Source organism: Pantoea sp. UBA5035, from assembly GCF_002415245.1.
GTDB lineage: Bacteria > Pseudomonadota > Gammaproteobacteria > Enterobacterales > Enterobacteriaceae > Pantoea > Pantoea septica.
Window position 1 is genome coordinate 172,738 of record NZ_DICD01000027.1, and the last position, 26,455, is coordinate 199,192.

Annotated in this window: 30 protein-coding genes and 1 tRNA gene; 12 read left to right on the forward strand and 19 right to left on the reverse strand. The window is 56.9% G+C overall.

Annotated features, from left to right (window positions below; genetic code table 11):
* Window positions 1–6: 6 nt before the first annotated feature.
* Window positions 7–2,694, reverse strand: a complete 2,688-nt coding sequence (gene adhE / locus B3229_RS17555; protein WP_286872864.1) for a bifunctional acetaldehyde-CoA/alcohol dehydrogenase — start codon at window positions 2,692–2,694, stop codon at window positions 7–9.
* Between the two features lie 429 nt (window positions 2,695–3,123).
* On the opposite strand from adhE, the gene B3229_RS17560 reads away from it, so the two are divergent.
* The 7 genes from B3229_RS17560 (at window position 3,124) to oppF (ending at window position 11,704) form a co-directional block, all read left to right on the forward strand.
* Complete coding sequence (locus B3229_RS17560) at window positions 3,124–3,771, forward strand: YchE family NAAT transporter (RefSeq protein ID WP_033747940.1); 648 nt, start codon at window positions 3,124–3,126, stop codon at window positions 3,769–3,771.
* Between the two features lie 568 nt (window positions 3,772–4,339).
* Entirely contained in the window at window positions 4,340–5,956 is a 1,617-nt protein-coding gene (locus tag B3229_RS17565) for an ABC transporter substrate-binding protein (RefSeq protein WP_277268732.1), read from the forward strand.
* Window positions 5,957–6,106: 150 nt separating this feature from the next.
* A complete protein-coding gene (oppA, locus tag B3229_RS17570) occupies window positions 6,107–7,744 on the forward strand; it encodes an oligopeptide ABC transporter substrate-binding protein OppA (RefSeq protein ID WP_048781925.1) in 1,638 nt (545 codons plus the stop codon).
* Between the two features lie 93 nt (window positions 7,745–7,837).
* The gene (gene oppB / locus B3229_RS17575; protein WP_048781924.1) at window positions 7,838–8,758 is read left to right on the forward strand and encodes an oligopeptide ABC transporter permease OppB; all 921 of its coding nucleotides are present in this window, start codon (window positions 7,838–7,840) and stop codon (window positions 8,756–8,758) included.
* A gap of 14 nt (window positions 8,759–8,772) precedes the next feature.
* Window positions 8,773–9,681, forward strand: coding sequence for an oligopeptide ABC transporter permease OppC (oppC, locus tag B3229_RS17580; protein WP_048781922.1), 909 nt, complete (start codon window positions 8,773–8,775; stop codon window positions 9,679–9,681).
* A gap of 11 nt (window positions 9,682–9,692) precedes the next feature.
* Window positions 9,693–10,706 carry an ABC transporter ATP-binding protein gene (locus tag B3229_RS17585; protein WP_048781920.1) on the forward strand — a complete coding sequence of 338 codons (1,014 nt, stop codon included), beginning with the start codon at window positions 9,693–9,695 and terminating at the stop codon, window positions 10,704–10,706.
* Window positions 10,703–11,704: a murein tripeptide/oligopeptide ABC transporter ATP binding protein OppF gene (oppF, locus tag B3229_RS17590; RefSeq protein ID WP_033746742.1), complete on the forward strand. Its 1,002-nt coding sequence runs from the start codon at window positions 10,703–10,705 to the stop codon at window positions 11,702–11,704. Before B3229_RS17585 ends, oppF begins: the two co-directional genes overlap by 4 nt.
* 69 nt (window positions 11,705–11,773) lie before the next feature.
* On the opposite strand, the gene B3229_RS17595 is transcribed toward oppF, so the two are convergent.
* Window positions 11,774–12,097, reverse strand: a complete 324-nt coding sequence (locus tag B3229_RS17595) for an HI1450 family dsDNA-mimic protein (RefSeq protein WP_033746744.1) — start codon at window positions 12,095–12,097, stop codon at window positions 11,774–11,776.
* Window positions 12,098–12,142: 45 nt separating this feature from the next.
* Window positions 12,143–13,603: a cardiolipin synthase gene (gene cls, locus B3229_RS17600; RefSeq protein WP_033790366.1), complete on the reverse strand. Its 1,461-nt coding sequence runs from the start codon at window positions 13,601–13,603 to the stop codon at window positions 12,143–12,145.
* Between the two features lie 160 nt (window positions 13,604–13,763).
* Between cls and B3229_RS17605 the strand changes: the two genes are divergently transcribed.
* Window positions 13,764–13,937 (forward strand): YciY family protein, encoded by a 174-nt coding sequence (locus B3229_RS17605; RefSeq protein ID WP_096073261.1) that lies wholly within the window; start codon window positions 13,764–13,766, stop codon window positions 13,935–13,937.
* 25 nt (window positions 13,938–13,962) lie between these two features.
* Here the strand turns inward: B3229_RS17605 and B3229_RS17610 are convergent, their stop codons facing one another.
* Entirely contained in the window at window positions 13,963–14,136 is a 174-nt protein-coding gene (locus B3229_RS17610) for a hypothetical protein (protein WP_167626702.1), read from the reverse strand.
* Between the two features lie 79 nt (window positions 14,137–14,215).
* A complete protein-coding gene (locus tag B3229_RS17615; protein WP_033746748.1) occupies window positions 14,216–14,512 on the reverse strand; it encodes a YciI family protein in 297 nt (98 codons plus the stop codon).
* Between the two features lie 201 nt (window positions 14,513–14,713).
* Between B3229_RS17615 and tonB the strand changes: the two genes are divergently transcribed.
* A complete protein-coding gene (tonB, locus tag B3229_RS17620) occupies window positions 14,714–15,451 on the forward strand; it encodes a TonB system transport protein TonB (RefSeq protein ID WP_286872880.1) in 738 nt (245 codons plus the stop codon).
* A gap of 29 nt (window positions 15,452–15,480) precedes the next feature.
* Here tonB and yciA read toward each other — a convergent pair whose 3' ends face one another.
* From yciA to B3229_RS17635, 3 genes are all read right to left on the reverse strand, one after another.
* The gene (yciA, locus tag B3229_RS17625) at window positions 15,481–15,903 is read right to left on the reverse strand and encodes an acyl-CoA thioester hydrolase YciA (protein WP_048781915.1); all 423 of its coding nucleotides are present in this window, start codon (window positions 15,901–15,903) and stop codon (window positions 15,481–15,483) included.
* Window positions 15,904–15,968: 65 nt separating this feature from the next.
* Complete coding sequence (locus B3229_RS17630) at window positions 15,969–16,508, reverse strand: septation protein A (RefSeq protein ID WP_286872885.1); 540 nt, start codon at window positions 16,506–16,508, stop codon at window positions 15,969–15,971.
* Between the two features lie 59 nt (window positions 16,509–16,567).
* On the reverse strand, window positions 16,568–17,302 hold the full coding sequence (locus B3229_RS17635) for a YciC family protein (protein ID WP_048781913.1): 735 nt from the start codon (window positions 17,300–17,302) through the stop codon (window positions 16,568–16,570).
* Between the two features lie 296 nt (window positions 17,303–17,598).
* On the opposite strand from B3229_RS17635, the gene B3229_RS17640 reads away from it, so the two are divergent.
* Entirely contained in the window at window positions 17,599–18,837 is a 1,239-nt protein-coding gene (locus B3229_RS17640; protein WP_286873526.1) for a tyrosine-type recombinase/integrase, read from the forward strand.
* On the opposite strand, the gene B3229_RS17645 is transcribed toward B3229_RS17640, so the two are convergent.
* From B3229_RS17645 to B3229_RS17695, 11 genes are all read right to left on the reverse strand, one after another.
* A complete protein-coding gene (locus tag B3229_RS17645; protein WP_286872889.1) occupies window positions 18,795–19,046 on the reverse strand; it encodes a hypothetical protein in 252 nt (83 codons plus the stop codon). The genes B3229_RS17640 and B3229_RS17645 overlap by 43 nt on opposite strands.
* Complete coding sequence (locus B3229_RS17650; RefSeq protein WP_286872891.1) at window positions 19,043–19,429, reverse strand: hypothetical protein; 387 nt, start codon at window positions 19,427–19,429, stop codon at window positions 19,043–19,045. Before B3229_RS17650 ends, B3229_RS17645 begins: the two co-directional genes overlap by 4 nt.
* A gap of 35 nt (window positions 19,430–19,464) precedes the next feature.
* Window positions 19,465–19,662 carry a hypothetical protein gene (locus B3229_RS17655; protein WP_286872894.1) on the reverse strand — a complete coding sequence of 66 codons (198 nt, stop codon included), beginning with the start codon at window positions 19,660–19,662 and terminating at the stop codon, window positions 19,465–19,467.
* Window positions 19,659–19,952 (reverse strand): hypothetical protein, encoded by a 294-nt coding sequence (locus tag B3229_RS17660; protein ID WP_286872895.1) that lies wholly within the window; start codon window positions 19,950–19,952, stop codon window positions 19,659–19,661. The genes B3229_RS17655 and B3229_RS17660 overlap by 4 nt, the downstream gene beginning before the upstream one ends.
* A 42-nt stretch (window positions 19,953–19,994) precedes the next feature.
* A complete protein-coding gene (locus B3229_RS17665) occupies window positions 19,995–20,966 on the reverse strand; it encodes a RecT family recombinase (RefSeq protein ID WP_410477770.1) in 972 nt (323 codons plus the stop codon).
* A 92-nt stretch (window positions 20,967–21,058) separates the two neighbouring features.
* Window positions 21,059–23,902: a PD-(D/E)XK nuclease-like domain-containing protein gene (locus B3229_RS17670; RefSeq protein WP_286872901.1), complete on the reverse strand. Its 2,844-nt coding sequence runs from the start codon at window positions 23,900–23,902 to the stop codon at window positions 21,059–21,061.
* Between the two features lie 99 nt (window positions 23,903–24,001).
* A tRNA-OTHER gene (locus tag B3229_RS17675) sits at window positions 24,002–24,082 on the reverse strand.
* Between the two features lie 63 nt (window positions 24,083–24,145).
* Window positions 24,146–24,454, reverse strand: a complete 309-nt coding sequence (locus tag B3229_RS17680) for a hypothetical protein (RefSeq protein ID WP_286872904.1) — start codon at window positions 24,452–24,454, stop codon at window positions 24,146–24,148.
* Between the two features lie 75 nt (window positions 24,455–24,529).
* Window positions 24,530–24,664, reverse strand: a complete 135-nt coding sequence (locus B3229_RS17685) for a hypothetical protein (protein ID WP_286872907.1) — start codon at window positions 24,662–24,664, stop codon at window positions 24,530–24,532.
* A gap of 198 nt (window positions 24,665–24,862) precedes the next feature.
* Entirely contained in the window at window positions 24,863–25,153 is a 291-nt protein-coding gene (locus B3229_RS17690) for a hypothetical protein (protein WP_286872910.1), read from the reverse strand.
* A gap of 172 nt (window positions 25,154–25,325) precedes the next feature.
* On the reverse strand, window positions 25,326–25,733 hold the full coding sequence (locus B3229_RS17695; protein ID WP_286872913.1) for a helix-turn-helix domain-containing protein: 408 nt from the start codon (window positions 25,731–25,733) through the stop codon (window positions 25,326–25,328).
* Between the two features lie 82 nt (window positions 25,734–25,815).
* On the opposite strand from B3229_RS17695, the gene B3229_RS17700 reads away from it, so the two are divergent.
* Both B3229_RS17700 and B3229_RS17705 read left to right on the forward strand, forming a co-directional pair.
* Window positions 25,816–26,058, forward strand: a complete 243-nt coding sequence (locus B3229_RS17700) for a Cro/CI family transcriptional regulator (RefSeq protein WP_286872916.1) — start codon at window positions 25,816–25,818, stop codon at window positions 26,056–26,058.
* Window positions 26,030–26,452 (forward strand): toxin YdaT family protein, encoded by a 423-nt coding sequence (locus B3229_RS17705; protein ID WP_286872919.1) that lies wholly within the window; start codon window positions 26,030–26,032, stop codon window positions 26,450–26,452. Before B3229_RS17700 ends, B3229_RS17705 begins: the two co-directional genes overlap by 29 nt.
* The last annotated feature ends 3 nt before the right edge of the window (window positions 26,453–26,455 follow it).

Consider the following 26,455-nt stretch of genomic DNA (forward strand, 5'->3'; position numbering starts at 1 on the left):
CGATCATCAGGCTTTTTTCGCTTTCTTCTCGGCTTTCTCCAGCTTCACCGGCTGTGCGGCCTGGGCCTGCGCTACGTCAGCGAAGGGCTCAGCGTATTCGCGGCCGTAGAAGGTATCCATCATAATCTGTTTCAGCTCGGCAATCAGCGGATAGCGTGGGTTAGCGCCGGTGCACTGATCGTCGAAGGCGTCTTCGGCCAGCTTGTCGACTTTCGCCAGGAAGTCCGCTTCCTGTACGCCGGCTTCACGGATAGAGGTGGGAATACCCAGCTGGGTTTTCATCTCATCCAGCCATGCCAGCAGCTTCTCGATTTTCTGCGCGGTGCGGTCGCCAGGAGCCGACACACCTAAATGGTCTGCGATTTCCGCGTAGCGACGGCGCGCCTGCGGACGGTCATACTGGCTGAACGCTGTCTGCTTAGTCGGGTTATCGTTAGCGTTATAGCGGATAACGTTGCAAATCAGCAGGGCGTTGGCCAGACCGTGCGGGATATGGAACTCAGAACCCAGCTTGTGCGCCATGGAGTGACAAACGCCAAGGAAGGCGTTCGCGAAAGCGATACCGGCGATAGTGGCGGCGTTATGCACGCGTTCACGCGCGACCGGGTTTTTCGCCCCTTCCTGATAGCTGGCCGGCAGGTTCTCTTTCAGCAGTTTCAGCGCCTGCAGCGCCTGGCCGTCGGAATATTCGTTAGCCAGCACCGAAACATAGGCTTCCAGCGCGTGCGTTACCGCATCCAGACCGCCGAAGGCGCAGAGCGAACGCGGCATTTCCATCACCAGGTTGGCGTCGACAATCGCCATGTCCGGGGTCAGAGCATAGTCCGCCAGCGGATATTTCTGACCGGTGGCGTCATCCGTCACGACGGCAAACGGCGTTACTTCCGAACCGGTACCTGAGGTGGTGGTGATGGCGATCATGCGCGCTTTCACGCCCATTTTCGGAAATTTATAGATACGTTTGCGGATATCCATGAAGCGCAGCGCCAGCTCTTCGAAGTGGGTTTCAGGATGTTCGTACATCACCCACATGATTTTCGCCGCATCCATCGGGGAGCCGCCGCCCAGCGCGATAATCACGTCAGGTTTAAAGCTGTTCATCTGCTCGGCGCCTTTACGCACGATGCTCAGCGTCGGGTCAGCCTCAACTTCAAAGAAGACTTCGGTTTCGATACCGTGCGATTTCAGCACGCGCGTCACCTGATCGGCGTAGCCGTTGTTGAACAGGAAGCGGTCGGTGACGATAAAGGCGCGTTTCGCACCGTCGGCGGCCACCTCTTCCAGCGCAATCGGCAGCGAGCCGCGGCGGAAGTAGATGGATTTCGGAAGTTTATGCCACAACATGTTTTCTGCTCGCTTAGCCACGGTTTTCTTGTTGATAAGGTGTTTCGGTCCCACGTTTTCAGAGATGGAGTTACCGCCCCAGGAGCCGCAGCCCAGCGTCAGCGAAGGCGCCAGCTTGAAGTTGTAGAGGTCGCCGATACCGCCCTGCGAAGCCGGGGTATTAATCAGAATACGCGCAGTTTTCATGCGGTCGCCGAAGAAGTTCACGCGCGCTTTCTGGTTGTCCTGGTCGGTATAGAGGCAGGAGGTGTGGCCGATACCGCCCATCGCCACCAGTTTTTCCGCTTTCGCTACGGCGTCTTCGAAATCGCTGGCGCGGTACATCGCCAGCGTCGGCGAGAGTTTTTCATGGGCAAAGGGTTCTGATTCGTCTACCAGCTTCACTTCGCCAATCAGAATCTTGGTGCTGCTCGGCACGCTGATGCCGGCCATTTCGGCGATTTTGTACGCTGGCTGGCCAACGATGGCGGCGTTAAGCGCGCCGTTTTTCAAGATAACGTTCTGAACCGCTTTCAGCTCCTCGCCCTGCAGCAGATAGCCGCCGTGGCTGGCGAAGCGTTCGCGCACCGCATCATACACGGCGTCAACCACGATAACCGACTGCTCGGAGGCGCAAATCACGCCGTTATCGAAGGTTTTGGACATCAGGATAGAGGCGACGGCGCGTTTGATATCGGCCGTTTCGTCAATCACTACCGGCGTATTGCCCGCGCCGACGCCGATCGCCGGTTTACCGGAGCTGTAAGCGGCTTTCACCATGCCGGGACCGCCGGTCGCCAGAATAAGGTTGATGTCAGGATGGTGCATCAGCTGATTAGAGAGTTCGACAGACGGCGCGTCGATCCAGCCGATAATATCTTTTGGCGCGCCGGCGGCGATGGCGGCCTGCAGCACGATATCCGCCGCTTTATTGGTGGCTTCTTTAGCGCGCGGATGCGGCGAGAAGATAATGCCGTTACGCGTTTTCAGGCTGATCAGCGCCTTGAAAATCGCCGTTGAGGTCGGGTTGGTGGTGGGAACGATACCGCAAATCAGGCCGATAGGCTCAGCGATAGTGATGGTGCCGAACGTATCGTCGGTATCCAGCACGCCGCAGGTCTTTTCGTCTTTATAGGCGTTATAGATATATTCTGAGGCAAAGTGGTTTTTGATAACTTTATCTTCGACGATGCCCATGCCGGATTCGGCGACCGCCATTTTGGCGAGAGGGATACGGGCGTCAGCGGCGGCGAGGGCGGCAGCGCGGAAGATGGCGTCAACCTGTTCTTGAGTGAAGTTGGCGTATTCACGCTGTGCTTGTTTTACGCGTTCTACCAGTGCGTTAAGTTCAGCGACATTAGTAACGGCCATGGTGCTCTCCTGAAGGAAGTTAAACTCTGTTAGTAAACCTGCCTGGAGTCCTGATTATAGCCATGCTGCGCTAATATTTTGGCCTAAGCCAAAAAGCCAGAATTTTCGTTGGCTTACTGAAAGAGTTTTCGCACGGGTCAAACAACTTTGCTAATCACTTTCGATGGGAAAAGATTACCTGGAATGGGGTAGATCAATATTGATTCAGATCAATTTAAGCCCAAGCTGACACCTTTCAGCAGCCATTTTTGTCAAAGACTGGCAGGCGGCGTGCGTTGGCCGGTTTTATTCCTGCCCGGCGCGCCGCACCGGCGTAGCAGGCTCTCTGTTTTGCCCTGACGCAGCAGAATTTTCTGTTTAGCTGACTGGTTTACGCGGCAGTTTTTGCGTAAATTAAGCGCGATTTCTTTTCCCTCATCGGAGCGAACCGTGAACCCTGCTTTGCTTGATCTTTCGGGCTATATCAAATTCTTTGTTGGCCTGTTCGCGCTGGTGAACCCAGTCGGCATTATTCCCGTCTTTATCAGCATGACCAGCTATCAGGCGGCGGCTGAGCGTAATAAAACCAATATGACCGCAAACCTGGCGGTCGCCATTATTCTCTGGACCTCGCTGTTTCTCGGCGACGCCATCCTGCATATTTTCGGCATCTCCATCGACTCCTTCCGCATCGCGGGCGGCATTCTGGTGGTCACCATCGCCATGTCGATGATCAGCGGCAAGCTGGGTGAAGATAAACAGAACAAGCAGGAGAAATCGGAAACCGCCATTCGCGAGAGTATCGGCGTGGTGCCGCTCGCGCTGCCGCTGATGGCCGGACCTGGCGCTATCAGCTCGACCATTGTCTGGAGCACGCGCTACCACAGCTGGCAAAACCTGCTGGGCTTTAGCGTGGCGATTGCGCTCTTCGCCTTTTGCTGCTGGCTGCTGTTCCGCGCCGCCCCGCTTATGGTGCGCGTACTCGGCCAGACCGGCATTAACGTGATTACGCGTATTATGGGCCTGCTGCTGATGGCGCTCGGCATCGAGTTCGTGGTTACCGGCATCAAAGCGTTATTTCCTGGGCTGGTGAATTAAGACGGCTTAATTTCCAGCGCAAACGCTGTTATGTCTCTTAATGGTGCAATTGCACATTTTATTGCACCGTTATAATGCAATTATTCCTGCGGCTTAATCCGCTGCAAAAATTATTAAGCAAATTACTTGCCTGCCTGTCGCGCCAGACGCGATCTCTTCCCGCTGTGACTATTTTCACACCATAAAATGTCAGCGCTCGCTGAAATGGCATCATAAACTGGCATGAAAGCTGCAATTATCTGCTTTTTGTTTTCACAATGACGAAAAAGGCAGAAGGGTTGCGCATTCTTGCGGGTACAAAAGAGTGAAAGCGCGAGTTGAGGCGGGAAAACAGGTAAACTGCTGTATAAACAGGGTGATAACCATTATTTTCGCGCAAAAATTAACGCTATCCTCCTGCATGCAGACGTGATAAAAGAGAATCAGGTAACATTTTTGTTATTTTTACTTTGTCGGCAGAGGCGGCGTTCTGCTAATTTTCGGCGCAATAGTTTTTCATTTGGTCTCAAAGTGAGAACGCTTCTTGCTTATGAGCTAAAGGGCTTATGAAGAAGGGTTAACTTTTTTGATGAAATGGAAGATTACGCCGCTGTCACTCAGCTTAATGATACTCTCCGGCGCCGCGCACGCCGCTACTGTTCCCCCAGGCACCGAACTCGCCGCTACGCAAAATATCGTGATCAATAACGGTACAGAGGTCTCTTCGCTCGATCCGCAAAAGACGGAGGGCGTGCCGGAATCGCGCATTATCTCCAACCTGCTGGAAGGGCTGGTGACCACCGACAATACCGGCGCTATCGTGCCGGGGGTGGCGCAGTCGTGGCAAAACGAGGGCGGAAAGGTCTGGACCTTCACCCTGCGCGACAACGCGAAATGGAGCAACGGCGCGCCGGTTACCGCACACGATTTCGTTTACAGCTGGCGACGTCTGGCCGATCCCAAAACCGCCTCGCCCTATGCCAGCTATCTGCAGGCGGCGCACCTCGGCAATATCGACGAGATCATGGCCGGTAAAGCCGCGCCTGACAGCCTCGGCGTCAGGGCGCTGGACGACCGTCATTTGCAGGTCACCCTGAGCGAACCCGTGCCCTATTTTATCTCAATGCTGGCCAACACCGCGCTGTCGCCGGTCAATGCGGCGACGGTAGAGAAGTGGGGCGATGCCTGGACTCGCCCCGAGCACTATGTCGGCAACGGCGCCTATTTGCTGAGCGAGTGGGTGATCAACGAGAAGCTGGTGCTGAAGCGCAATCCCGCCTACTGGGATAACGCCCACACGGTAATCGAGCAGGGCACCTTTCTGCCGATCGAGTCGGACCATAACGACGTCAACCGCTATCGCAGCGGCAACACCGATATGACCAATAGCGTGGTGCCGCCCGAGCTGTTCCGCAAGCTGCAGGGCGAACTGGGCGATCAGGTGAAGGTCAGCCCGTTGCTCTGCACCTTTTACTACGAGATCAACAATAAAAAACCGCCGTTTAACGACGTGCGCGTTCGTACCGCCATCAAGCTGACGCTGGATCGCGATATCATCACGCAGAAAATCATGGGGCAGGGCCAGATCCCGGCTTATAGCCTGACGCCGCCTGCGACGGCGGGCGTGACGCTGACGCCGCCGGCCTGGTTCACCTGGAGCCAGGCGCAACGCAACGCGGCCGCTAAAAAACTGCTGGCCGAGGCGGGCTATAACGCCCAGCATCCGCTGCGCTTTACGCTGCTCTACAACACCTCCGATCAAAACAAAAAGCAGGCGATCGCCGCCGCCTCGATGTGGCAAAAGAACCTCGGCGCGCAGGTCAGCCTGCAGAATCAGGAGTGGAAAACCCTGCTGGAGACGCGCCATCAGGCGCAGTATGACGTGGTGCGTGCCACCTGGTGCGCCGACTACAACGAACCCTCTACCTTTCTGAATATGCTGATCGGCAACGCCTCAATTAACACGGCGTATTACCACAGCGAAAAATATGATCGTCTGCTGGCGCAAACCTTATCCGCCAGCAGCGACACGGCGCGCGCCGCGCTCTACCAGCAGGCTGAAGCACAGCTCGACAACGACTCGGCGATTGTGCCAGTTTATTACCGCGTCAGCGTGCGGCTGGTAAAACCCTGGACAGGCGGTTTTACCGGCAAAGACCCGCTCGATATGACCGATTTGAAATATTACTTTATTAAAAAGCACTGAGGCTGACCCGGCAACATAAGCCGGGAAGCCCGCGCGGTGCTGAAGCCTTTCGGGGCAAACAACTATCCTCAGCCAAAATGAGGAACCCGCTAACGGGGGACGCCGAGACGGCTTGCCGTGTCGGTGAAGATAAAAAACTGGAGTGTAATAATGAACCACATCACGAAAAAAAGTCTGATTGCTGCAGGCGTTCTGGCAGCAATGGGCGCCCTGGCAGGGAATGCACTGGCGGCAAACGTTCCGGCAGGCGTCGAACTTGCGGCGAAACAGGAGCTGGTGCGCGGCAACGGCGATGAAGTGCAGTCGCTGGACCCGCACAAAATTGAAGGCGTGCCGGAAGACAACGTCGCGCGCGACCTCTATGAGGGGCTGCTGGTTAGCGATAGCGATGGCCACCCGGTGCCGGGCGTCGCGGAAAGTTACGAAAACAAAGATTTTAAAGTGTGGACTTTCCACTTACGCAAAAATGCCAAATGGTCAAACGGCGAGCCGGTGACCGCGCAGGACTTCGTCTACAGCTGGCAGCGCCTGGTTGATCCCAAAACCGCCTCTCCTTACGCCAGCTATCCGCAGTATGGCCATATCCTGAATGTTGATGAGATTATTGCCGGTAAAAAACCGACTTCAGAGCTGGGTGTAAAAGCCATTGATGACCATACGCTGGAAGTCACGCTGAGCGAGCCGGTTCCCTATTTTAACAAGCTGCTGATCAACTCCGTGATGTCGCCGGTCTATAAGCCGGCGATTGAAAAATTTGGCGATCAGTGGACGCAGCCGCAGAACTGGGTCGGCAACGGCGCATTCAAGCTGGAAGCCCACGTTATTAACGAACGTATTACGCTGGTGCGTAACCCCCAGTACTGGGATAACGAGCATACCGTGCTTAACAAGGTCACCTTCCTGCCGATTAACTCTGAAGTCAGCGACGTTAACCGCTACTTCTCGGAAAACGGCAGCGACATGACCTATAACAACATGCCGATCGAGCTGTTCAAAAAGCTGCAGCGCGAAAATCCGAAAGAACTGCACGTCGATCCTTATCTCTGCACCTATTACTACGAAATCAACAACCAGAAAGCGCCGTTTACCGATCCGCGCGTGCGCGCCGCGCTCAAGCTGGGTCTGGACCGCGATATTATGGTGAACAAAGTGCTGGCGCAGGGCCAGATGCCAGCCTATAGCTACACTCCGCCAGCGACTGACGGTATGGATATCCTGCCGCCAGACTGGTTCAAGTGGTCGCAGGACAAGCGTAACGAAGAGGCGAAAAAGCTGCTGGCCGAAGCGGGCTACACGGCTGACAAACCGCTGACCTTCAATCTGCTCTACAACACCTCGGATCTGCATAAGAAGCTGGCGATCGCCGCCTCGTCGATCTGGAAGAAAAATATCGGTGTTAACATCAAGCTGGAAAACCAGGAGTGGAAAACCTTCCTGGACACGCGTCATCAGGGCAACTTTGACGTCGCGCGCGCCGCCTGGTGCGCGGACTATAACGAACCGACATCCTTCCTGAATACCATGCTCTCTGACAGCAGCAGTAACACCGCGCACTATAAGAGCGCCGAATTCGATAAAGTGATCCACGATGCGATCAAGGCGGCAGACGACAAGGCGCGTGCGGCGGATTATGCCAAAGCAGAGCAAATTATGGATAAGGACAGCACCATCGTACCGGTTTACTACTACGTAAACGCGCGCCTGGTGAAACCTTACCTGGGCGGTTATACCGGCAAAGATCCGCTGGATAAAACCCTGAGCAAGAACTTCTATATCATCAAACACTAATAGCAAACAGGCTATCGGCAAGGGCGGCGCGCTGTGCGCCGCCTTTATGTACTTTGTACGCTTTGTGAAGCAATAAGCCTGGTAGGTACGGCAATGTTAAAATTTATCCTGCGTCGACTGCTCGAAGCGATCCCCACGCTCTTCGTGCTGATCACTATCTCATTCTTTATGATGCGCCTCGCACCCGGCAGTCCTTTTACCGGCGAACGCACGCTGGCGCCGGAAGTGATGGCGAACATCGAAGCGAAGTACCACCTGAACGATCCCATCGGCAAACAGTATCTGGATTATCTGATCCAGCTGGCGCACGGCGACTTCGGCCCTTCGTTTAAATATAAAGACTATACGGTTAACTATCTGGTCTCTCATGCTTTCCCGGTTTCGGCCAAGCTGGGTCTGGCGGCCTTCGTGCTGGCGCTGATCCTCGGCGTGACGGCGGGCGTCATCGCGGCGCTCAAGCAGAACAGCCTGTGGGATTATGCGGTGATGGGGGTCGCCATGACCGGCGTGGTGATACCCAGCTTCGTGGTGGCGCCGCTGCTGGTGCTGCTGTTCGCCATCACCCTGAAATGGCTGCCTGGCGGCGGCTGGAACGGCGGGCAGCTGCGCTATATGGTGCTGCCGATGGTGGCGCTGTCGCTGGCCTATATCGCCAGTATCGCGCGTATTACCCGCGGCTCGATGATTGAGGTGATGCACTCTAACTTCATCCGCACCGCGCGCGCCAAAGGACTGCCGCTGCGCCGCATCGTGCTGCGCCATGCGCTCAAGCCCGCACTGCTGCCGGTGCTCTCCTATCTCGGCCCGGCGTTTGTTGGCATCATCACCGGTTCAATGGTCATCGAGTCGATTTACGGCCTGCCCGGCATCGGCCAGCTGTTCGTTAACGGCGCGCTGAACCGCGACTACTCGCTGGTGATGAGCCTGACCATACTGGTCGGCCTGCTGACCATTATTTTTAACGCGATCGTCGACGTGCTCTACGCCGTGATCGATCCGAAAATCCGTTACTAACGCTGGAGCTCGCAATGATGTTGAGTAAGAAAAACAGCGAAGCTCTCGACGCCTTCAGCGAAAAGCTGGAGGTAGAAGGGCGCAGCCTGTGGCAGGATGCGCGTCGCCGTTTTATCCATAACCGTGCCGCGCTGATCAGCCTGCTGGTGCTGGTGCTGATTACGCTATTTGTTATTTTCGCCCCGATGTTCGCGCAGTTTAACTATGACGACACCGACTGGGGCATGATGTCCGCCGCGCCGGACACCACGTCCGGTCACTGGTTCGGCACCGACTCCTCCGGGCGCGATCTGCTGGTGCGCGTCGCCATCGGCGGGCGCATCTCGCTGATGGTAGGCGTCGCGTCGGCGCTGATCGCGGTCATTGTCGGCACCCTGTACGGCTCTGTCGCCGGCTATCTCGGCGGCAAAACCGACTCGGTGATGATGCGTATCCTGGAGATCCTGAACTCCTTCCCGTTTATGTTCTTCGTGATCCTGCTGGTGACCTTTTTCGGCCGCAATATCCTGCTGATCTTCGCCGCTATCGGCATGGTCTCCTGGCTCGACATGGCGCGTATCGTGCGCGGTCAGACGCTGGGGCTGAAGCGTAAAGAGTTTATCGAAGCGGCCCACGTCGGCGGCGTCTCTACCCCCAGCATTGTACTGCGCCATATCGTGCCGAACGTGCTGGGCGTGGTGGTGGTTTACGCCTCGCTGCTGGTGCCGAGCATGATCCTGTTCGAATCCTTTCTGAGCTTCCTTGGCCTCGGCACGCAAGAGCCGCTGAGTAGCTGGGGCGCGCTGCTGAGCGACGGCGCCAACTCGATGGAGGTGTCGCCGTGGCTGCTGCTGTTCCCGGCCGGTTTTCTGGTGGTGACGCTGTTCTGTTTCAACTTTATCGGCGATGGTTTGCGTGACGCCCTCGACCCGAAAGATCGCTAAGGAGTTTCCCGATGACTATTCATGAATTTCAGCCGGCGATGGCCGCCCGCGCGGGAAGCGACCTGTTACTGGAAGTCAAAGATCTGCGCGTCACCTTCCAGACGCATGATGGCGACGTGACGGCGGTCAACGACCTGAATTTCTCGCTGCGCGCCGGCGAAACCCTGGGCATCGTCGGCGAGTCGGGTTCCGGCAAGTCGCAGACGGCGTTCGCCCTGATGGGGCTGCTGGCGAAGAACGGCCGCATCGGCGGCACGGCGCTGTTCAACGGCAAAGAGATCCTCAACCTGCCGGAGAAGGCGCTGAACAAGCTGCGCGCCGAGCAGATAGCGATGATTTTCCAGGATCCGATGACCTCGCTTAATCCCTATATGCGCGTCGGCGACCAGCTGATGGAAGTGCTGAAGCTGCACAAGGGGCTGAGCGGCGCGCAGGCGTTCGAAGAGTCGGTACGCATGCTCGACGCGGTGAAAATGCCGGAAGCGCGCAAGCGCATGAAGATGTTCCCGCATGAGTTTTCCGGCGGTATGCGCCAGCGCGTGATGATCGCCATGGCGCTGCTCTGCCGGCCTAAGCTGCTGATCGCTGACGAACCGACCACGGCGCTCGACGTCACCGTTCAGGCGCAGATCATGACGCTGCTGAATGAGCTGAAGCGCGAGTTCAATACCGCAATCATCATGATCACTCACGATCTGGGCGTGGTAGCGGGCATCTGCGACAAGGTGCTGGTGATGTATGCCGGCCGCACCATGGAATATGGCCGCGCGCGCGACGTCTTCTACCAGCCGGCGCATCCCTATTCGATCGGGCTGCTGAGCGCGGTGCCGCGCCTGGACGCCGAGGGCGAAAGCCTGACCACCATTCCCGGCAACCCGCCCAACCTGCTGCGTCTGCCGCAGGGCTGCCCGTTTCAGCCGCGCTGTCCGCATGCGATGCCGATCTGCACCCAGGCGCCGCCGCTGCTGCCGTTTGGCGAAGGGCGCCTGCGCGCCTGCTTTAAGCCGGTGGAGGAGTTAGTATGAGTACCGTCGCTGAGAAAAAAGTGCTGCTGGAAATCGCCGATCTCAAGGTGCATTTCGACATTAAAGATGGTCGCCAGTGGTTCTGGCAGCCGCCGAAATCGCTCAAGGCGGTGGACGGCGTCAGCCTGCGCCTCTACGAGGGCGAAACCTTAGGCGTGGTCGGCGAGTCCGGCTGCGGCAAATCGACGCTGGCGCGCGCTATCATCGGCCTGGTGAAGGCTACCGACGGACGCGTCGCCTGGCTGGGTCGCGATCTGCTTGGGCAGAGCGAAGAGGAGTGGCGCAAGGCGCGCAGCGATATCCAGATGATTTTCCAGGATCCGCTGGCCTCGCTTAACCCGCGCATGACCATCGGCGATATTATCGCCGAGCCGCTGCGCACCTATCATCCGAAAATGCCGCGTCAGGAAGTGAAAGACCGCGTCAAAAACATGATGATGAAAGTGGGCCTGCTGCCGAACCTGATCAACCGCTATCCCCATGAGTTCTCTGGCGGCCAGTGTCAGCGTATCGGCATCGCGCGCGCGCTGATCCTCGAGCCGAAGCTGATTATCTGCGATGAGCCGGTCTCGGCGCTCGACGTCTCGATTCAGGCGCAGGTGGTGAATCTGCTGCAGCAGCTGCAGCGTGAGATGGGGCTGTCGCTGATCTTTATCGCGCACGATCTGGCGGTGGTGAAACACATTTCCGACCGCGTGCTGGTGATGTATCTCGGCCACGCCGTCGAGCTGGGCACCTACGACGCGGTCTACAACAACCCGCAGCATCCCTACACGCGGGCGCTGATGTCGGCGGTGCCGATCCCCGATCCGGATTTAGAGAAGAACAAGCAGATCCAGCTGCTGGAAGGGGAGCTGCCGTCGCCGATCAACCCGCCATCAGGCTGCGTGTTCCGCACCCGCTGTCCGATCGCCGGCCCAGAGTGCGCGAAAACGCGTCCGCTGCTGGAGGGGAGTTTCCGCCATGCGGTCTCCTGCCTGAAGGTGGATCCGCTGTAATAAAAAACGCCGGGCAGTCGCCCGGCGTTCTTCAAAGTATTGATCAAGCCCGCAAGCGGCTCAGATCGCTTATTCGCGCCAGAGAATATGACACAGCTTGTGGTCTTTCTCGCGGCACAGCAGCACGCGCGCGAACACGTCGGTAATCGGCTCGCCGTCCGCTTCGCCCAGCCCAATCACGACTTCAGAGAAGAAGTCTGGGTTAAGATCGAAATCGACGTGCTCCTTCCAGTCTTCCGAGGGATCGAACAGCTCTGCGCCGCCGCGCTCTTCAAACTGCAGGTTGAAAAGAATAATATCCGCCGGATCGAGGTTGTCGCCTGCCAGTTCAAGAAAAATGTCGTAGGCCTGTTCCAGCGTTTCGTCTTCGGTAAGGCGATTATTTAAATCCATGATCGATCCTGTCTGCCCTGAGGCGCGTTGCAATTTCCGCTCGTTTTACAGTAAAGGGCTAAAGAAGTAAAACAGTCGTTCAACGATGCGCTGCCACCAGGCACGTTTTGACCATCGTTTCCCGTCCAGCAAACGCGAGCGCGCGATATAGTCGTCCTGCACGCAGGCCAGATCGCTGCCGAAGCCGGCGTCGTCCACCACCAGCGTAATTTCAAAGTTTAGCCACAGGCTGCGCATGTCGAGATTCACCGTGCCGACCAGGCTGAGCTGCCCGTCGACCAGCACGCTCTTGGTGTGCAGCAAACCGTCCTCAAACTGATAGATCCTGACGCCCGCCTCCAGCAGTTCGCTGAAAAAAGCGCGGCTCGCCCAGCCGACCAGCAGCGAATCGTTATGGCGCGGCACGATAATGCTCACCTCGACGCCGCGCAGCGCCGCCGTGCAGATAGCATGCAGCAGATCGTCGCTCGGCACAAAGTAGGGCGTGGTCATAATCAGCTGCTCGCGCGCCGAATAGACGGCGGTCAGCAGCGCCTGATGGATCATATCCTCCGGGAAGCCCGGCCCGGAGGCGATCACCTGCACCGTATGCCCGCTCTCGCGTTCAAACGGCATTATGTTGCCGTCTGGCGGCGGCGGCAGAATACGCTTGCCCGTTTCAATCTCCCAGTCGCAGCTGTAGACGATGCCCATGGTGGTGGCGACCGGGCCTTCCATACGCGCCATCAGGTCGACCCACTGACCAACGCCCGCGTCCTGCTTGAAATAGCGCGGATCTACCAGGTTCATGCTGCCGGTATAGGCGATATAGTTGTCAATCAAGACCACTTTACGGTGCTGGCGCAGATCCATGCGGCGCAGAAACACGCGCAGCAGGCTGACCTGCAGCGCCTCCACCACGTCAATGCCGGCATTGCGCATCATGCCGACCCACGGGCTGCGAAAAAAGGTGACGCTGCCCGCCGAGTCGAGCATCAGACGGCAATGTACGCCGCGCCGCGACGCCGCCATCAGAGATTCGGCCACCTCGTCCGCCAGTCCGCCGGGATGCCAGATATAGAACACCATCTCAATATTGTGGCGCGCCAGCTGGATATCGCGGATAAGCGCCTGCATCACGTCGTCCGAACTGGTGAGCAGCTGCAGCTGATTGCCTTTAACGCCGGCGATGCCCTGGCGATTCTCGCAGAGCTGGAACAGCGAACGCGCCACGTCGCTGTGTTCGGTGGCGAAAATATGGCTGCGCTGTCTCAGATCGCTCAGCCATTTTGCGGTGGCGGGCCACATGGTGCGCGCGCGCTCCGCGCGGCGCTTGCCCAGATGAAGCTCGCCGAAAGAGAGGTAAGCGATAATACCCACCAGTGGAAGGATATAGATAATCAACAGCCAGGCCATGGCGGAAGTGACCGTGCGGCGCTTCATTAATATACGTAGCGTGACGCCGGCAATCAGCAACCAGTAGCCAAACAGCAGCAACCAACTGATTAGAGTGTAAAAGGTGGTCATTAAGTGGACATCCCGTTCGCGCTTGGTTAGAGAAGTTTACGTGCTGGCCGACGACAACGAAACCCCCAATCGCCGCCGGGATCGATAAGAGATCCGAGTTGGCATTAGCGTGGAGATCTTTATAATGCGGCCGCGTGATGTCGAAGCAGGAGAGAAGGTGATGAGAAAAAGCAGAAATGAAGTAGCGCGCTGGAGAATGTTGCGGCAGGCGCATCGCCGTCGCGCCCGCTGGCTGGAAGGCCAGTCGCGTCGCTACAGCCGCATCCATGCGATTCGCCATCAGCTGGCGCAGCAGCAGCGCCGTTCGATTCTGTTTATCACGCAGAATACCTGACCAGAGCCGCCCCAGAGGCGGCTTTTTAATGGCCTCTGGCGACCAGCACTACATTCACCAGCTGCGCCGCCGCAGCGATGACAATCAGCATCACGATAAGCTGTTTTTTCTGTTTCCAGCCGTCACGCCGCCAGATCAGCAGCGCCTTGACGATCAACCCGAGGGCCAGCGCCAGCAGCGCAATCACCAGCCATTGCATCGCGTTCACTCCATGCGAAAGAAATAAAAATGGCTTCGGCGCGGACGCGGAAGCCATCGTGGCAACATTGGTCTGAGGATCAGAAAACGCGTTTAAAGGGTTTTACCGCGACATTTTTGTAAACGCCGGCCGCGATATAGGGATCGGCTTCTGCCCAGGCCTGCGCGGCTTCCTGCGAGCTGAACTCCGCGATAATCGCTGAACCGGTAAAACCGGCGACGCCAGGATCGTTGCTGTCGACAGCCGGCATCGGCCCGGCGACGATCAGACGGCCTTCATCCTGCAGCAGCTGCAGGCGCGCCAGATGGGCAGGGCGCACCGAGGTGCGTTTTTCCAGAGAATCAGCGTTGTCTTCGGCGTAGATGATGTACAGCACTTGAAAGCCCCCATTGGCTCATCATATTTTCGCAACACGGTAAGGGATCGGAAATAAGAGTGCAAACGAAAGATGGCGTAATGCAGAAGGGGCAGCAGGTCAGGTTAAAAAACGGCAATATCTGACCATTTTTCAGCAGTTATTGAAACTGATTGCTATTTGCATTTAAAATCGTGGCTTCATTCTCTTACTGCGACTGCTATGACCACGTTGACGATGCCCATTTTAAAACGTACGCCTGTTTCCGTGCTGCTCTCCGTTGTCCTGCACGGTTCAGTTATCGCCGGCATTCTCTATGCCTCGTTTCATCAGGTAATCAACGTTCCTAAGGTATCGCAGCCGATTAGCGTCAGCCTCGTCGCGCCGGAAGTGCAGCCTGAGCCCGCACCTGTCGTGGAGCAGCCGGCGCCTCAGCCAGAGCCCGTACCGGAACCGCAGCCGGTGCCGGAACCGCCCAAAGCCGAGCCGGTGCCGATTCCGGTGCCGCAGCCCAAACCCAGGCCTAAACCTAAACCCAAACCGAAGGTAGAGCACAAGCGCGAGGTGAAGCCGCGTCAGGAGGCGAAGCCGCAGGAGAATCCGTTCAAGCAGGACGCGCCGGCCACCCAGACGAAACCGACAACCGCGCCGAAATCGACGCCGTCGCCATCGCCGTCGCAGTCGACCTCGCAGGGACCGAAGGCGCTCAGCGTGTCGAAACCGGGGTATCCCGCGCGCGCGCAGGCGCTGCGTATTGAGGGACGCGTGCAGGTACAGTTTGACGTCGGCGACGACGGGCGCGTGGAAAACATCGCTATTCTCTCCGCGCAGCCGCGCAATATGTTCGAGCGCGAGGTGAAGCAGGCGATGAAGCAGTGGCGCTATCAGCCAGGCCGTCCCGGCAAAAACCTGAAGATGACGATCGTCTTCAGAATCAACGGCGGCTCCAGCATCGAATAAAAAAAAGCGGTCATCTGACCGCTTTTTCGCTACTCCGCCGGTTCGAGATTCGCGCGTCCCGGCGGCAGCGGGCGCGATTTGCCCTCATTATCCACGGCGACATAGATAAACACCGCTTCGGTGGCGCAGTAGGTCTGACCGATAGGTTCCGATGAAACCTTTTTGATCCACACTTCCACATTGATGGTCATTGAGCTGTTGCCGGTGCGGATGCAGCGCGCGTGGCAGCTCACCACATCGCCGACCGCGACCGGCTTGAGAAACGACATGCCGTCGACCCGCACCGTTACCACGCGTCCTTCTGCAATCTCTTTCGCCAGAATGGCGCCGCCCATATCCATCTGCGACATCAGCCAGCCGCCGAAGATATCGCCATTGGCGTTGGTGTCCGCCGGCATCGCCAGAGTACGCAACACCATTTCGCCTTGCGGCAACTTATGTCTTTCGCCCATTGCTCGACTTCTTATGCAGGTGAAGGCGCGCTGCGCCCGTAAGGCCCGGTCTGGCCGGGTCGCTTTTATTTTTCTTCTTGTTGCGGCATCTGTCGCCAGATGTAGAGTCCGCTAATCAGGGTAAACAGCAGGGTAAGCGCGGTCAGACCGAATACTTTAAAGTTAACCCAAAAGGCTTCAGGCAACCAAAACGCGACGTAAATATTCGCCAGGCCGCAGGCGAGAAAGAAAATCGCCCAGGCGACATTGAGGCGGCGCCAGCTGCGTTCCGGCAGCTGGATCTCTTTGCCCAGCAGGCTTTTGATCAGCGGCTGCGCCATAAAGAACTGGCTGTAGAGCAGCGCCAGCGCGAACAGGCTGTAGATCACCGTGACTTTCCATTTAATAAACTCATCGTTATGGAAAACCAGCGTCAGGGTGCCGAAGATCGCCACCAGGGCGAAGGTGAAAATGGTCATCTTCTCCAGCTTGCGGTAGAGCACCCAGCTCACCACCAGCGCAAGGCCGGTGGCGACAATTAGCGCGCCAGACGCGACGAAAATGTCGTAAAGCTTATAGAAAATAAAGAAGACCACTAAGGGAAGGAAATCGAGTAACTGCTTCATAGTCATTCCAGTTCAGCGAAAACAACACAAAGCCGCGCGCCCCGCAGGGCGCAGCGCGCTTAACGAACCAGCATATAGAGCCGGAAAAGGTAGATAACCAGCAGAGCGGAGATCAGATTGCCGATAGCGGTGATGGCGATGGCCAGCACGTTATCAGGCAGCGCCGTCAGCGAGGAAGAGGCGAACAGCAGCGCCATTTTCGCCAGCAGCCAGAGAATAATCGCCGGCGCGATCAGCCTGACGTTTCTCCATGCCAGACGCGAGCTGGCGCGCATCGCGGCGAAGATGCCGCTTTTTTCGCTCGCCAGGATCACCGGGGAGAGCGACAGCAGAATCGCCAGAATAATGCCAGGCACCATCAGCACCATAAAGCCCAGCTGCACTACCAGGGTGATAAGAAAGGTCTGCAGCAGCAGCTTTGGCAGCAGGGGGGCGGAGGCGCCGATAGCGCGCAGCGCGCTGATGCGCTGTCCGGCGGAGACCATCGGGATCAGGCAGAGCATGCCGCCCAGCAGCAGCGTATTGCCGATCAGCGCGGAGAAGGTGCCGGCCGCAGAGGCGCGCAGCAGAATGCGCTGTTGCTCAGGCGACATATTTTGCACCAGCTCAAACAGCGAAGAGGCGCTGCTATCGCCCTGCTGAAGCTGAGCCAGCTGATCGCCGCCTGGGGTAAAGGCGTGCACCAGAATGACCGTGATAAAGGCTGTCAGCAACGACATCAGCACAATGGTCAGCAGCTGGTGGCGGAAAAAATTTCCTGTGTCACGGTATAACGAGCTTGCCGTGATAGACATGTACTCTCCTTGGTGGAACCGGGTTGATTAACCTGGCGATTGTACATGGTCTGGCCCGGCGCTGGCACCCGCAGCGCGATAACTTTCTGTCATGGAAGGTAAATATGTGAGTTCGTTTTCCTTACATTTTCCTTTAATTCCCAACTGTTTCTGGAGATCACGCCCAAGCAGGGCAAACTGTAAAAAAATGCGGTCTAATTTGGATATACTATTCCTCAATGTTCCTGTGGATTTCCTTTTCTTCCTCTTTTTTCGTGTACATACTCGTGTACATATTTCCAGACTATGTACCAACAATGGCTCTATCAGATGCAGCCCTGCGTGCGATGCTGGGCAAAAAATCCGACAAAGTGCAGGTGAAAACCGACCGCGATGGCCTTTCTGCACGTATTTCCTGCAAGGGCAAAATCACCTTTCAGTTGCGCTACCGCTGGAACGGCAAAGGCGAACGCGTGGACATCGGCACTTACCCGGCCACGTCATTAAAAGAGGCACGCGACGAAGCGATCCGGCTGCGCGGCGAACTTGAGCAGAACCGCAACCCCCGATTGCTGAAGCGGCTGGAGCGCGCCGACGCTTTCGAGGCGATGACTGTGGAGGGGCTGATCAGGACGTGGATAGAAAAATACTGCGTCGAGAACAAAAAAGACCACCACGACATTTTGCGCTCGTTTGAAATCCATGTTTTCCCAACCCTGGGCAAGATCCCGCACGACGACGCGACTATTCACATCTGGCTGAACATGCTGGAACCGCTGGCGCGCAAATCTCCGTCTGTGGCGGTGCGCGTGCTGACTAACGCAAAGCAGGCCCACAAATGGGCATTGCGCCGTAGGCTGACCACCAGCGCGCCGCTGGCCGACCTGAAGCTGGCCGATCTGAACATCGTTAAGACGCCTCGCGAGCGCGTGCTGTCCCCTGGCGAAATCGTGACCATATTTCGGGCTATGGACGCTAGCCGCATCGCCCCGAAATTCCAGCTACTGGTAAAACTGTGCCTGCTGTTCGGCTGCCGCGTAGGCGAGCTAGCGAACGCAGAAAAGGCGCACTTTGATTTCGATAAAAAGCTGTGGACGATCCCGGCAACGCACCACAAAGGAGGGAAGCGCACCCGGAAAGCGCTGGTGCGCCCGATCATCCCCGAAGCCGAAGAAATGCTGCGGGAACTGTTCGACTACGCCCCGCGCAGCCGGTACGCCATGACCCACGGCAGGCGCGACGCGCCGCAGGGCCGGGCAACGCTCACAGACATTTCGCCGGGGATCCAGCAGGTGGCGCGGCGGCATCTGGGCGTAGAAATGGAAAACTGGACGATTCACGATCTGCGCCGGACGGCGCGCACGAACTTTTCAGAACTGGCTGAACCGCACGTTGCAGAGATAATGCTGGGGCATAAGCTGCCGGGCGTCTGGCAGGTGTACGACCGGCACAGCTATATAGAAGAACAGCGGTGCGCCTACGCTTTATGGTGGGCGCGCGTCACTGCATGGGTTTACGGCGAGGGTAAAGTGTCCGTGCTGGCGCGATCTTCGTGATAGCGCAACACGTCGCATGTGCGGAACGTCAGACGGCTACGGCGCACCGGCTGCGGAAACACCGGGTTATATGGGCGCTGCGTGCGCCCGTTCACTGATACCCACTTACGTATCGTCTGCGGCGCTACGCGCAGCAGCAGGGCAGTTTCGGCCAGATTCAGGTAGGGCATCTGCATTAGAGTTTTTACGTCAATATCCTGATTTTTCATTGTCGTTTCTCCGGTGCTGCTGCCAGCATGGCGCGTATACGGTTAACAATTTCCTGCGCCTCGTCAGGGTCATTCTGCCCAAAAATCTCCGCCGCAGTCAGGCAAACTTTATCGATAAAGGCTTCATCAGGCACTGCTGGCGCGGCAACGGGCGGCGTGGTGTAGAGAACCCTGCCTGTTAATCCTTCCTGTAAACAACGTTCATAAACCTCGCGCGTTGAGTCACGCCACACGCTGCCCAGAACCTGAAAAACAGGCTCAGCCGTCAGCGCCGCCAAGGCGATTCGGGCTGATGAAACCATCAGGCGCACCTCGTCCGGCCAGCCTGACTCCGGCGCTGCGTAAGCTTCATGCTGCGCAATAATGGCGCGGTTGAATTGCACCAGTTCCGCGCGCTGCTCTTCAGTATATGCCTGCATTACTTATCCCCCTCGATCGTCCGGATGCTGCCCAGCACCAGTCGCGTTTTTACGCCCGCGGCGCCGCCGCGCCGGCCAGTCTCTTTAAAATAATATTCTTTACCGCTCACTACCCACGTCGTCGGGTTCTCGTGCAGCTTCACGCGCTTTTCTCCGGTGCGCGTGATCACCGTTCCTGTATGCGTTTTAATTGTCATTTCTCATCAACCTTACTGGCGCCGGCGCGCAGCTCCGCGGCGGATTCATCAGTGCCCAGCGCGCGCTTCAGCACGTCCCAGTATTTTTCTTTCCCGCCGTTGTATCGCCAGGCATCCTCTTCTGCACAAATCAGCGTCCAGAGCCCCGGTGCGATCGCCGACTCGATGGCCGCGCGCAGTCGATCGTTCTCCTGCTGCAGGGCGTCATAATCAGCCGCCAGGGTATATTTGCCCTTGGCTGCCGGCACGATCGCCGCCGCGGCGACGGCGTTAAATCTCTGAATGGTCATAGTCATGTTCCTGCCGGCGGCCACGCGGGCCGCCGGAATTGCTCAGACAAAAATGTCCTGCAGCGCGATCGTGAAGCGCTGATATTCATCATCCGGCAGAACGTTTTTGCGGTTTTCAATAAGGGTTTTCAGCTGCTGATGTGCCTGCTCGTCTGGCTCGGTTACAGCGTCAAATGCATCGCTGATTTCCCGTATAGCCCGAAAGCCGCTACGCTTTTTCTGCGCCTTTCCCTTCAGATTGAAGAGAAGCGAGCTACCCAGGTCTGCTTTGTGTGCAGCGATTCGCTCCTCCACCTTCAACGCCTCATCGGGAGTGGTGGCCTCGTCCAGGGCCGCGCCGAGTTCCGCCGCGAGTTCTTCAGCGCTGATAGTCGCGCCGGCAGAATCTGACTCATCTGCGGGAGTGGCGCTGACCACTGCCGCGATCGGATCAGCGACTGGCGTAATATCCTTTTCAGTGCGGGGCTCAGTTTCGCCGAGTTCGTCAGCGGTATACACGCCGGCCAACACGTCCGGGCAGTAAAGGCGGGTCCAGCGCTTGATGCCCAGATATGCCAGTTGCTGGCGGGGATCGCTGGCCCACAGCGTGGAGTTGCGCACCTGGGCTTGGCTGAGGAAAAGCTCGAGCACGCGCGGCTCGTTTTCCCCCTTGAGTGTTGCCCACACTCGAATGCCTACCCCTTTCTCATCTGCCAGAGACCAGCCCGGGGCGATGTACTTATTGCCTTTGCCAGAGGTCTTTTCGACAAATTTGCCGATGACGTTTTCCCAAGGGCCAAACCACTCGTAGTGCAGGCGGTCTTTCGTCGGCGCCATTCGGTTAATGACAGAGTTAACCAGCTGAGCCTCATACCCCATCGTGTCGCCGACAATGTGCGTTTTCTGGGCCACAACAAACGGATCCATTCCCCAGCGCGCTGCCTGCATCACGATCGCCATGCAGGCGTCAGGCTTACCTCGAAAATGCGCAGGCACCACCATGCCGGAGTTGGCCATCACTCTTGATACGACCATCATGCGATCGAACAGCTCACCGTTCGTAAGGATGGAGATGCTGTCGATGCTGTCAGTATTGCCGTTCGTGTTTAACCGGGTCAGTTCGTTGCTCATGAGGTAGCTCCGTTTTCCATCATTGCTTTCAATCGGTCATACTCATGCTCAGTGAGCATGTCGTAGATTTTCTCCGTAACCGGCGCTGGCCAGACGCCGGTGTCCATCGCCAGACGAATGGCGGCGAGCTGCTGGCGGTATTCCGCGCGGCCGAGCGCCAGCTGGTCTTCTGAGGCCTCAACCACCGCAACCCAGTGATAGCCGGGCTCTTTATTGACGAAGATCCAGAAGAAGCGGTCGAACATGGCCACGTCGCAGTACATGGCAGCACTGAGGTGATAATCGCGCTCCATGATTTCGCGGTGCAGGCGATAAGTGAGATTGCTCTGTTTTACGCGCGGCATGCTGACGGTCTTGATGTCAAACGCCAGCCGCTCGCGGCCATCGTCGATTTCAAGGTCAGGGCGCACGCGCACGTCGAGGCCTGTTTCTTCGTCCAGTCCGAAATAGCTGACTTCGGTGCGCCGCTGCGGGTGAGTCAGCCAGCCAGATGCGTTCGGATCACTGAGGAGGGCGGCCTGCATCGCGGTGGCCAGAGCGTACTGCTCAGCGCTGATAAGCGTTCTGCCGGTGTTCTCTTCTACCCATTGCGCGCGCAGCTCGTCGGCAAATACAGCGTCCGGGTCTATCTGGCGACAGACTGTCGCCAGCTCATCTTTGCTCCCGCTGGTGTTAAATGGCTGAGGCTTTTTACGTTCTGCGATCGCAACGTCTGGGGCAATTTTTTCCAGTTCCGCCAGCAGCGCATCGCGGCTGCCGCTGGTTTTAAGCGGTGCGGGTAAGGAGGCGTTATATTCTTTGATGCAGGCGCGCATAGCTGTAGCGGTCGGTTTCTGCACTTCCTCGATGCGCTGAAACTTTTCAGGCAGGCAGGAGTAGAGATAGCCGGTTTCTTCCGAGCTGCTACCCAGGGTGTAGGGCTTAGGCAGTTTGCTGTTATGCGTCTCAATCAGCGCCTTGATATCTTCGGCGCTCATCGCCGGCGACAGGGCTGCGTTGAATTTTTCAATGATCGTCTTCATCTCCGCGGTGGTGCTGATCGCGCCCGCGGGCAAAGAGAAGAGGGTAGAAAACTCTTTATCGAAGTTTTCCGGCTCCAGCGCCAGCGTATGCACCAGCGTGCCAAGCGTGAGGGCGTCGCTGGTTTCACGCGGGATCGTGCCGGTGATATGGCGGCCGTGGTAATACATTAGTGAGATGCGCGCATCTTTGATCATGCTGCTGCTGATGCCGTTTGCAGCGTGATATACGTCGTTAGGAATGCCCTCATATCGTCCATAGTCGAACACTGCAGGAAAGGCTGCCGCCGTCGCACTGGTTTCCGCTGGCGCCAGCGTTACCGCTTCATTCTTTTCATCCTCAGTCACGTCTTCCGGCGCCACAAGCGCATCGATGCTGAATACGCCCGGCGCAGTTTGTACGATTTTGGCCTTGTTGATGTTCGCCGCCAGCTGCTCCTCGTGCGCGGCGCCGTGCGCAGGCTCCGTTTTATCGGCGCCAGCTTCGCCAGCGGCCGGCGCGTTTTTCAGCTGCTGATATTCATCCTTCGAAATCTCGATGAAGCCCTGGTCGAGCAGCTGCGCCAGCGCCTTCTGTTTGTTGCAGCGCTTAATTTCCCCGGCCTCGTTGCGAACATAGAACGGCCCCGCGCGTTCCGCTGTTACAGGTGGTTGCTCCGCCACGCCCGGCGCTGCGCCATCCTGCTGTCCTGAATCCGTCTCCACTGCGCCAGCTGGCTGCGCTGCATCAGCCAGTACGTGTTCTTTGCCTGCCTGATCCTGTTTGGCTTCATCATTTTGCTCTTCTCCATTAGCGGCCGGCCGGCGACCGCAGGCAATCTCGATAATTTCTGGTGCGGGGTGCTCGTGATCGGTTTCAACCAGGCTACGCACAATGTGAGCCTGCATCGCACCGGGAATGGTGTACACGTCGTCCGGCGCCGTGCGGATGCATGCCATAATTTCGGCGCGGGATGCATCGAGTACGCCGGGAGTGCTGCACAGCATCTGATGCCAGGCTGACCAGTTTTTTTCTTTCCTGGCGATCATCTCCTTCGCACGCTGCACAACTGAAAAAGGGATTTCATAAATTTCGAATGCAGGCTCGACCAGCGCCGCGGCAATTTCGATGCCCAAGGTTTCAAAATTATGCTTAAGATCCGGTGAACGATCGGTAGGGGTGCCGCCGCCGGCGAGGGCGCCAGAAGGGGTGCGAAGAGGCTCTGCAGGGGACGGCTCTTTATCTTCTTTGCGTGCGGCCTGACGGTCTTTAAGCCATTTCTCGTTGAACGCCTTCATCTGCGGCCAGTTGTCGCCGGCGTCAAAGTTGTAGCCGAGATCGCTGATAAGCTCGAGCACAACTTCCGGGTACATGGCCGCTAGACCAGGCGTCCGGAGCAGGGATTCAACAATGTGACCTTCCAAGGAGTCGCGTTCGTCGGTCAGCAGCTGCAGCGCGTCTTTAAGCTGTTCGCTGTTGATGTCGGTTGCGCCATGGCGGACCAGCACAGCCATTTTTTGCTCGGCGGACAGGGCGTCGTAGCTCACCGGTTTACTGGACGCCGGTTCACGCTCTGCGAATACCTGGTTCTCCTCATCCCAGCAGCAGGTTTTCAAAAAATTGGTGCTGAGCACGTTTACGGCCGGGCGGGGCAGGCCGGGACGATCCTCGCACACCAGCGGCTCGGCATATTGATCTGCCGATTCCGGGGCTTGCTCCTCGAGCATCGCCATGGCCTGTGATTTTGCCAGCCATGCCGCGCGCGCCTGGACGCACGTTGCGTACTCCGGCAGCCCGGACGCCGGATCCTCCGGGCGTAGATAGATAGAAAATGTCTGCATAACGTCTCCTTTTAAGCTTTGTAAAACGCACGTTCGGTGCGCTTTAAAAAGCCCCGCTATACCGGCGGGGAAGGACTACACACAGCAAAATGGCTCGTATTGCGGTGGCCGGATTTGAACCGGCGACCTCCCGTACTGCTGAACCACCAGCCGGGCGCTCTTCCGCTGAGCTACGCCGCAACCGCCTGGGCACTGAAAAATGCACACGCGGTTGCAGTGCCCCGCGAACGGGGCAGCTGTAAATCAATGAATCGGGCGTGATAGCGAAATAACGTTGATTTCAATGGTGGCGCGGCGGCGATCGCACGGTTGCAAATCGCCTGACCTTTCGTGAAATTTGATCAGGGATTCGAGCGCGCATTTAAAACAGCGAGTTTCATCAAGTAGGCCAGCGCAGGTAAATGGGGTGAACGTGGCAGAGGCCTTGCCTCCCTCCGCGGTCTCTTCAACCATGAGGTAGCCTAGATCTTCACCGTTACGGAATAACTGAAGAATTGTTTTCAGGGGGATTTTAATTACGAGTTCAAGCGAAGTTTCATTAAATTGTTTCATTGCAGTTTCCTTTATTTAGATTGAGTGAGTCCCTGCCGCAATGCGGCATATTTTCTTTTGTTGCTAAAAAATTAATTAATGGTGTTTTGCCCGACCGCCGATTGCATAAAAATACGATCGCAGCGCCTCTTTCCGCATAACCGGGTCATTAAGGAATTTGGCAATCGTAGCTTTGCTGCGGGCGGCAATTAATGCCTGATAGTTGGTCATTTTTTTTCCTTCTTGCCCCCGGCTGCTTGCGCAAGTCCCACAGCCAAGAGGGTCAGACTTGATCCAATAAAACAACCGAGCAGGCCAATTAGTCCGTATAACCACATATTTCCTCCATGGATCAGAGTATTAATGTGCCGGTTACGGTTACGGTTCCGGCGACGCCTCGGCGCCCGTATTGCCCTGGTGCAGGCGAAATTAAGCGGGGGTTTTACCCATAATGACGGCTACGCGTCGAGATAGTGCTGTCTGTACTTTTCGAAAATGCGTAGCCTGCTTATCCATTTCCAGCGCTTCGGCGTGCGCCCACTCAACCATTTTCTGCTGAAATGGTTTGGTTTTGCATTCGAAGGCGATCTGCGCATCGTATGCCGCGTTATTTTTCAACGCTTCAGCGTGAGCTGCTTCTACTGCTGCGCGGCGCGCTGCGTAATCCATACCACCAAAGAATTCAGCTTCGCATTGACGTAAGGTGATCAAGTTTTCCATAACGTAATCCTCTTGTTTGTTGCCCTGGCGCCGGGCCGGCGGAACGTTTTCGAGTAACCACTGTGTGGTTTATGAAGGTGATATTAGCTATGGCTAACAAAACAGGCAAGCAGAATTTGGTAGCCAAGGCTAACAAATTTGCTATTAAGGGATATGTGGTTGTATTGGCGAGCTATTTTTTTGAAGCGCGTTGACGAGCCTTCAGCAGCTCCTCAAAAAGTTTGTTGAAGTTCTGAACACGGGCACGCATTTCAGACAACTGAGCATCCTGCTCAGATTCGGGTAGTGCATCGAAAAGCTCAAGTAATTCTTTCTGCCGTTCGTCCAGCACCAGCTCCGCTTCGCGTGGCTCTTCTGGCTGCTGGCTATCGTCTCCAAATAGTATCCAAGTGGGCGAGCACTGCAAAACTTTTGATAAGGCGAAGAGATTCTTCCCGGTCGGATCGCTATCGTCGCGCTCCCACTGAGAAACTGATACATGCGATATTTTCAGAGCCTTAGCGAGTGAGCGTTGGGTAAAATCCAGCTCCTTTCTTCGGGCCCTTATTCTTTCGCCAATTGTTAGTTTTTTCATGTCCATAGTTAGCTAATGCTAAATCCAATTGACTCTGCTATTGTTAACATATAGATTGTTAGCCATGGCTAACTGTAGTGAGGATTTTATGTATACAAAGGATGCCCTGAATTTTTTCGGGGGAAGTAAAAGCCGCTTAGCCGCGGCGGCCGGAGTGAGAACTCCGTCAGTCTATAAATGGGGCCTTTTGGTTCCTGAGGCCCATGCGGCAAGGCTTCAGTCTGCATCAGACGGTGAGCTGACATACGACACCCGCATTTACGACGCTCATCGTAAAGCTAAACGGAACGGAGATCCGAATCATGAAAATCAAACACCAGCACATTCGTGAGGCGCTGCTCGCCTGGGCGCGCGCTGCGGACGGACGAAAAGTCGCAGCGAACGCCATTGCTGATGCGTATTTCAGGCTGGGGATGTCCGGTCTGCTTTACAGCAGTGATCATCCCCGGGCGCAAAGCAACAACGTCCAGAGAATTTTCCGCTGGGCAGAGAGTGATTCACTGGCCAGCCAGCGCAAGCTGCAGGCACTGTTACCAGCGATCGAAAAGGCAATGCCGATTTTCTTGGTGGCGCGGATGCGCAGTCATTCCTCGGAAGCCTGCCGTGATCTGATCCTTAGAAAGGCGCGAATCGACAGCGAAATGGAGGCCATGATTGGCGCCATTATCGCGCTGTCCGATCGCGTGGACGGCAGCGGGCCGGCAGGTAATTTTCTGGCCCCGTGAGGT

Excerpts from the sequence above, each read along its gene's own strand:
- adhE (WP_286872864.1), bottom strand. The coding sequence starts at position 2,694 with ATGGCCGTTACTAATGTCGCTGAACTTAACGCACTGGTAGAACGCGTA.
- B3229_RS17565 (WP_277268732.1), top strand. The coding sequence starts at position 4,340 with ATGAAATGGAAGATTACGCCGCTGTCACTCAGCTTAATGATACTCTCC.
- oppA (WP_048781925.1), top strand. The coding sequence starts at position 6,107 with ATGAACCACATCACGAAAAAAAGTCTGATTGCTGCAGGCGTTCTGGCA.
- oppB (WP_048781924.1), top strand. The coding sequence starts at position 7,838 with ATGTTAAAATTTATCCTGCGTCGACTGCTCGAAGCGATCCCCACGCTC.
- oppC (WP_048781922.1), top strand. The coding sequence starts at position 8,773 with ATGATGTTGAGTAAGAAAAACAGCGAAGCTCTCGACGCCTTCAGCGAA.
- B3229_RS17585 (WP_048781920.1), top strand. The coding sequence starts at position 9,693 with ATGACTATTCATGAATTTCAGCCGGCGATGGCCGCCCGCGCGGGAAGC.
- oppF (WP_033746742.1), top strand. The coding sequence starts at position 10,703 with ATGAGTACCGTCGCTGAGAAAAAAGTGCTGCTGGAAATCGCCGATCTC.
- B3229_RS17595 (WP_033746744.1), bottom strand. The coding sequence starts at position 12,097 with ATGGATTTAAATAATCGCCTTACCGAAGACGAAACGCTGGAACAGGCC.
- cls (WP_033790366.1), bottom strand. The coding sequence starts at position 13,603 with ATGACCACCTTTTACACTCTAATCAGTTGGTTGCTGCTGTTTGGCTAC.
- B3229_RS17605 (WP_096073261.1), top strand. The coding sequence starts at position 13,764 with ATGAGAAAAAGCAGAAATGAAGTAGCGCGCTGGAGAATGTTGCGGCAG.
- B3229_RS17610 (WP_167626702.1), bottom strand. The coding sequence starts at position 14,136 with ATGCAATGGCTGGTGATTGCGCTGCTGGCGCTGGCCCTCGGGTTGATC.
- tonB (WP_286872880.1), top strand. The coding sequence starts at position 14,714 with ATGACCACGTTGACGATGCCCATTTTAAAACGTACGCCTGTTTCCGTG.
- yciA (WP_048781915.1), bottom strand. The coding sequence starts at position 15,903 with ATGGGCGAAAGACATAAGTTGCCGCAAGGCGAAATGGTGTTGCGTACT.
- B3229_RS17630 (WP_286872885.1), bottom strand. The coding sequence starts at position 16,508 with ATGAAGCAGTTACTCGATTTCCTTCCCTTAGTGGTCTTCTTTATTTTC.
- B3229_RS17635 (WP_048781913.1), bottom strand. The coding sequence starts at position 17,302 with ATGTCTATCACGGCAAGCTCGTTATACCGTGACACAGGAAATTTTTTC.
- B3229_RS17640 (WP_286873526.1), top strand. The coding sequence starts at position 17,599 with ATGGCTCTATCAGATGCAGCCCTGCGTGCGATGCTGGGCAAAAAATCC.
- B3229_RS17645 (WP_286872889.1), bottom strand. The coding sequence starts at position 19,046 with ATGAAAAATCAGGATATTGACGTAAAAACTCTAATGCAGATGCCCTAC.
- B3229_RS17655 (WP_286872894.1), bottom strand. The coding sequence starts at position 19,662 with ATGACAATTAAAACGCATACAGGAACGGTGATCACGCGCACCGGAGAA.
- B3229_RS17660 (WP_286872895.1), bottom strand. The coding sequence starts at position 19,952 with ATGACCATTCAGAGATTTAACGCCGTCGCCGCGGCGGCGATCGTGCCG.
- B3229_RS17665 (WP_410477770.1), bottom strand. The coding sequence starts at position 20,966 with ATGGTCGTATCAAGAGTGATGGCCAACTCCGGCATGGTGGTGCCTGCG.
- B3229_RS17670 (WP_286872901.1), bottom strand. The coding sequence starts at position 23,902 with ATGCAGACATTTTCTATCTATCTACGCCCGGAGGATCCGGCGTCCGGG.
- B3229_RS17680 (WP_286872904.1), bottom strand. The coding sequence starts at position 24,454 with ATGAAACAATTTAATGAAACTTCGCTTGAACTCGTAATTAAAATCCCC.
- B3229_RS17685 (WP_286872907.1), bottom strand. The coding sequence starts at position 24,664 with ATGACCAACTATCAGGCATTAATTGCCGCCCGCAGCAAAGCTACGATT.
- B3229_RS17690 (WP_286872910.1), bottom strand. The coding sequence starts at position 25,153 with ATGGAAAACTTGATCACCTTACGTCAATGCGAAGCTGAATTCTTTGGT.
- B3229_RS17695 (WP_286872913.1), bottom strand. The coding sequence starts at position 25,733 with ATGGACATGAAAAAACTAACAATTGGCGAAAGAATAAGGGCCCGAAGA.
- B3229_RS17700 (WP_286872916.1), top strand. The coding sequence starts at position 25,816 with ATGTATACAAAGGATGCCCTGAATTTTTTCGGGGGAAGTAAAAGCCGC.
- B3229_RS17705 (WP_286872919.1), top strand. The coding sequence starts at position 26,030 with ATGAAAATCAAACACCAGCACATTCGTGAGGCGCTGCTCGCCTGGGCG.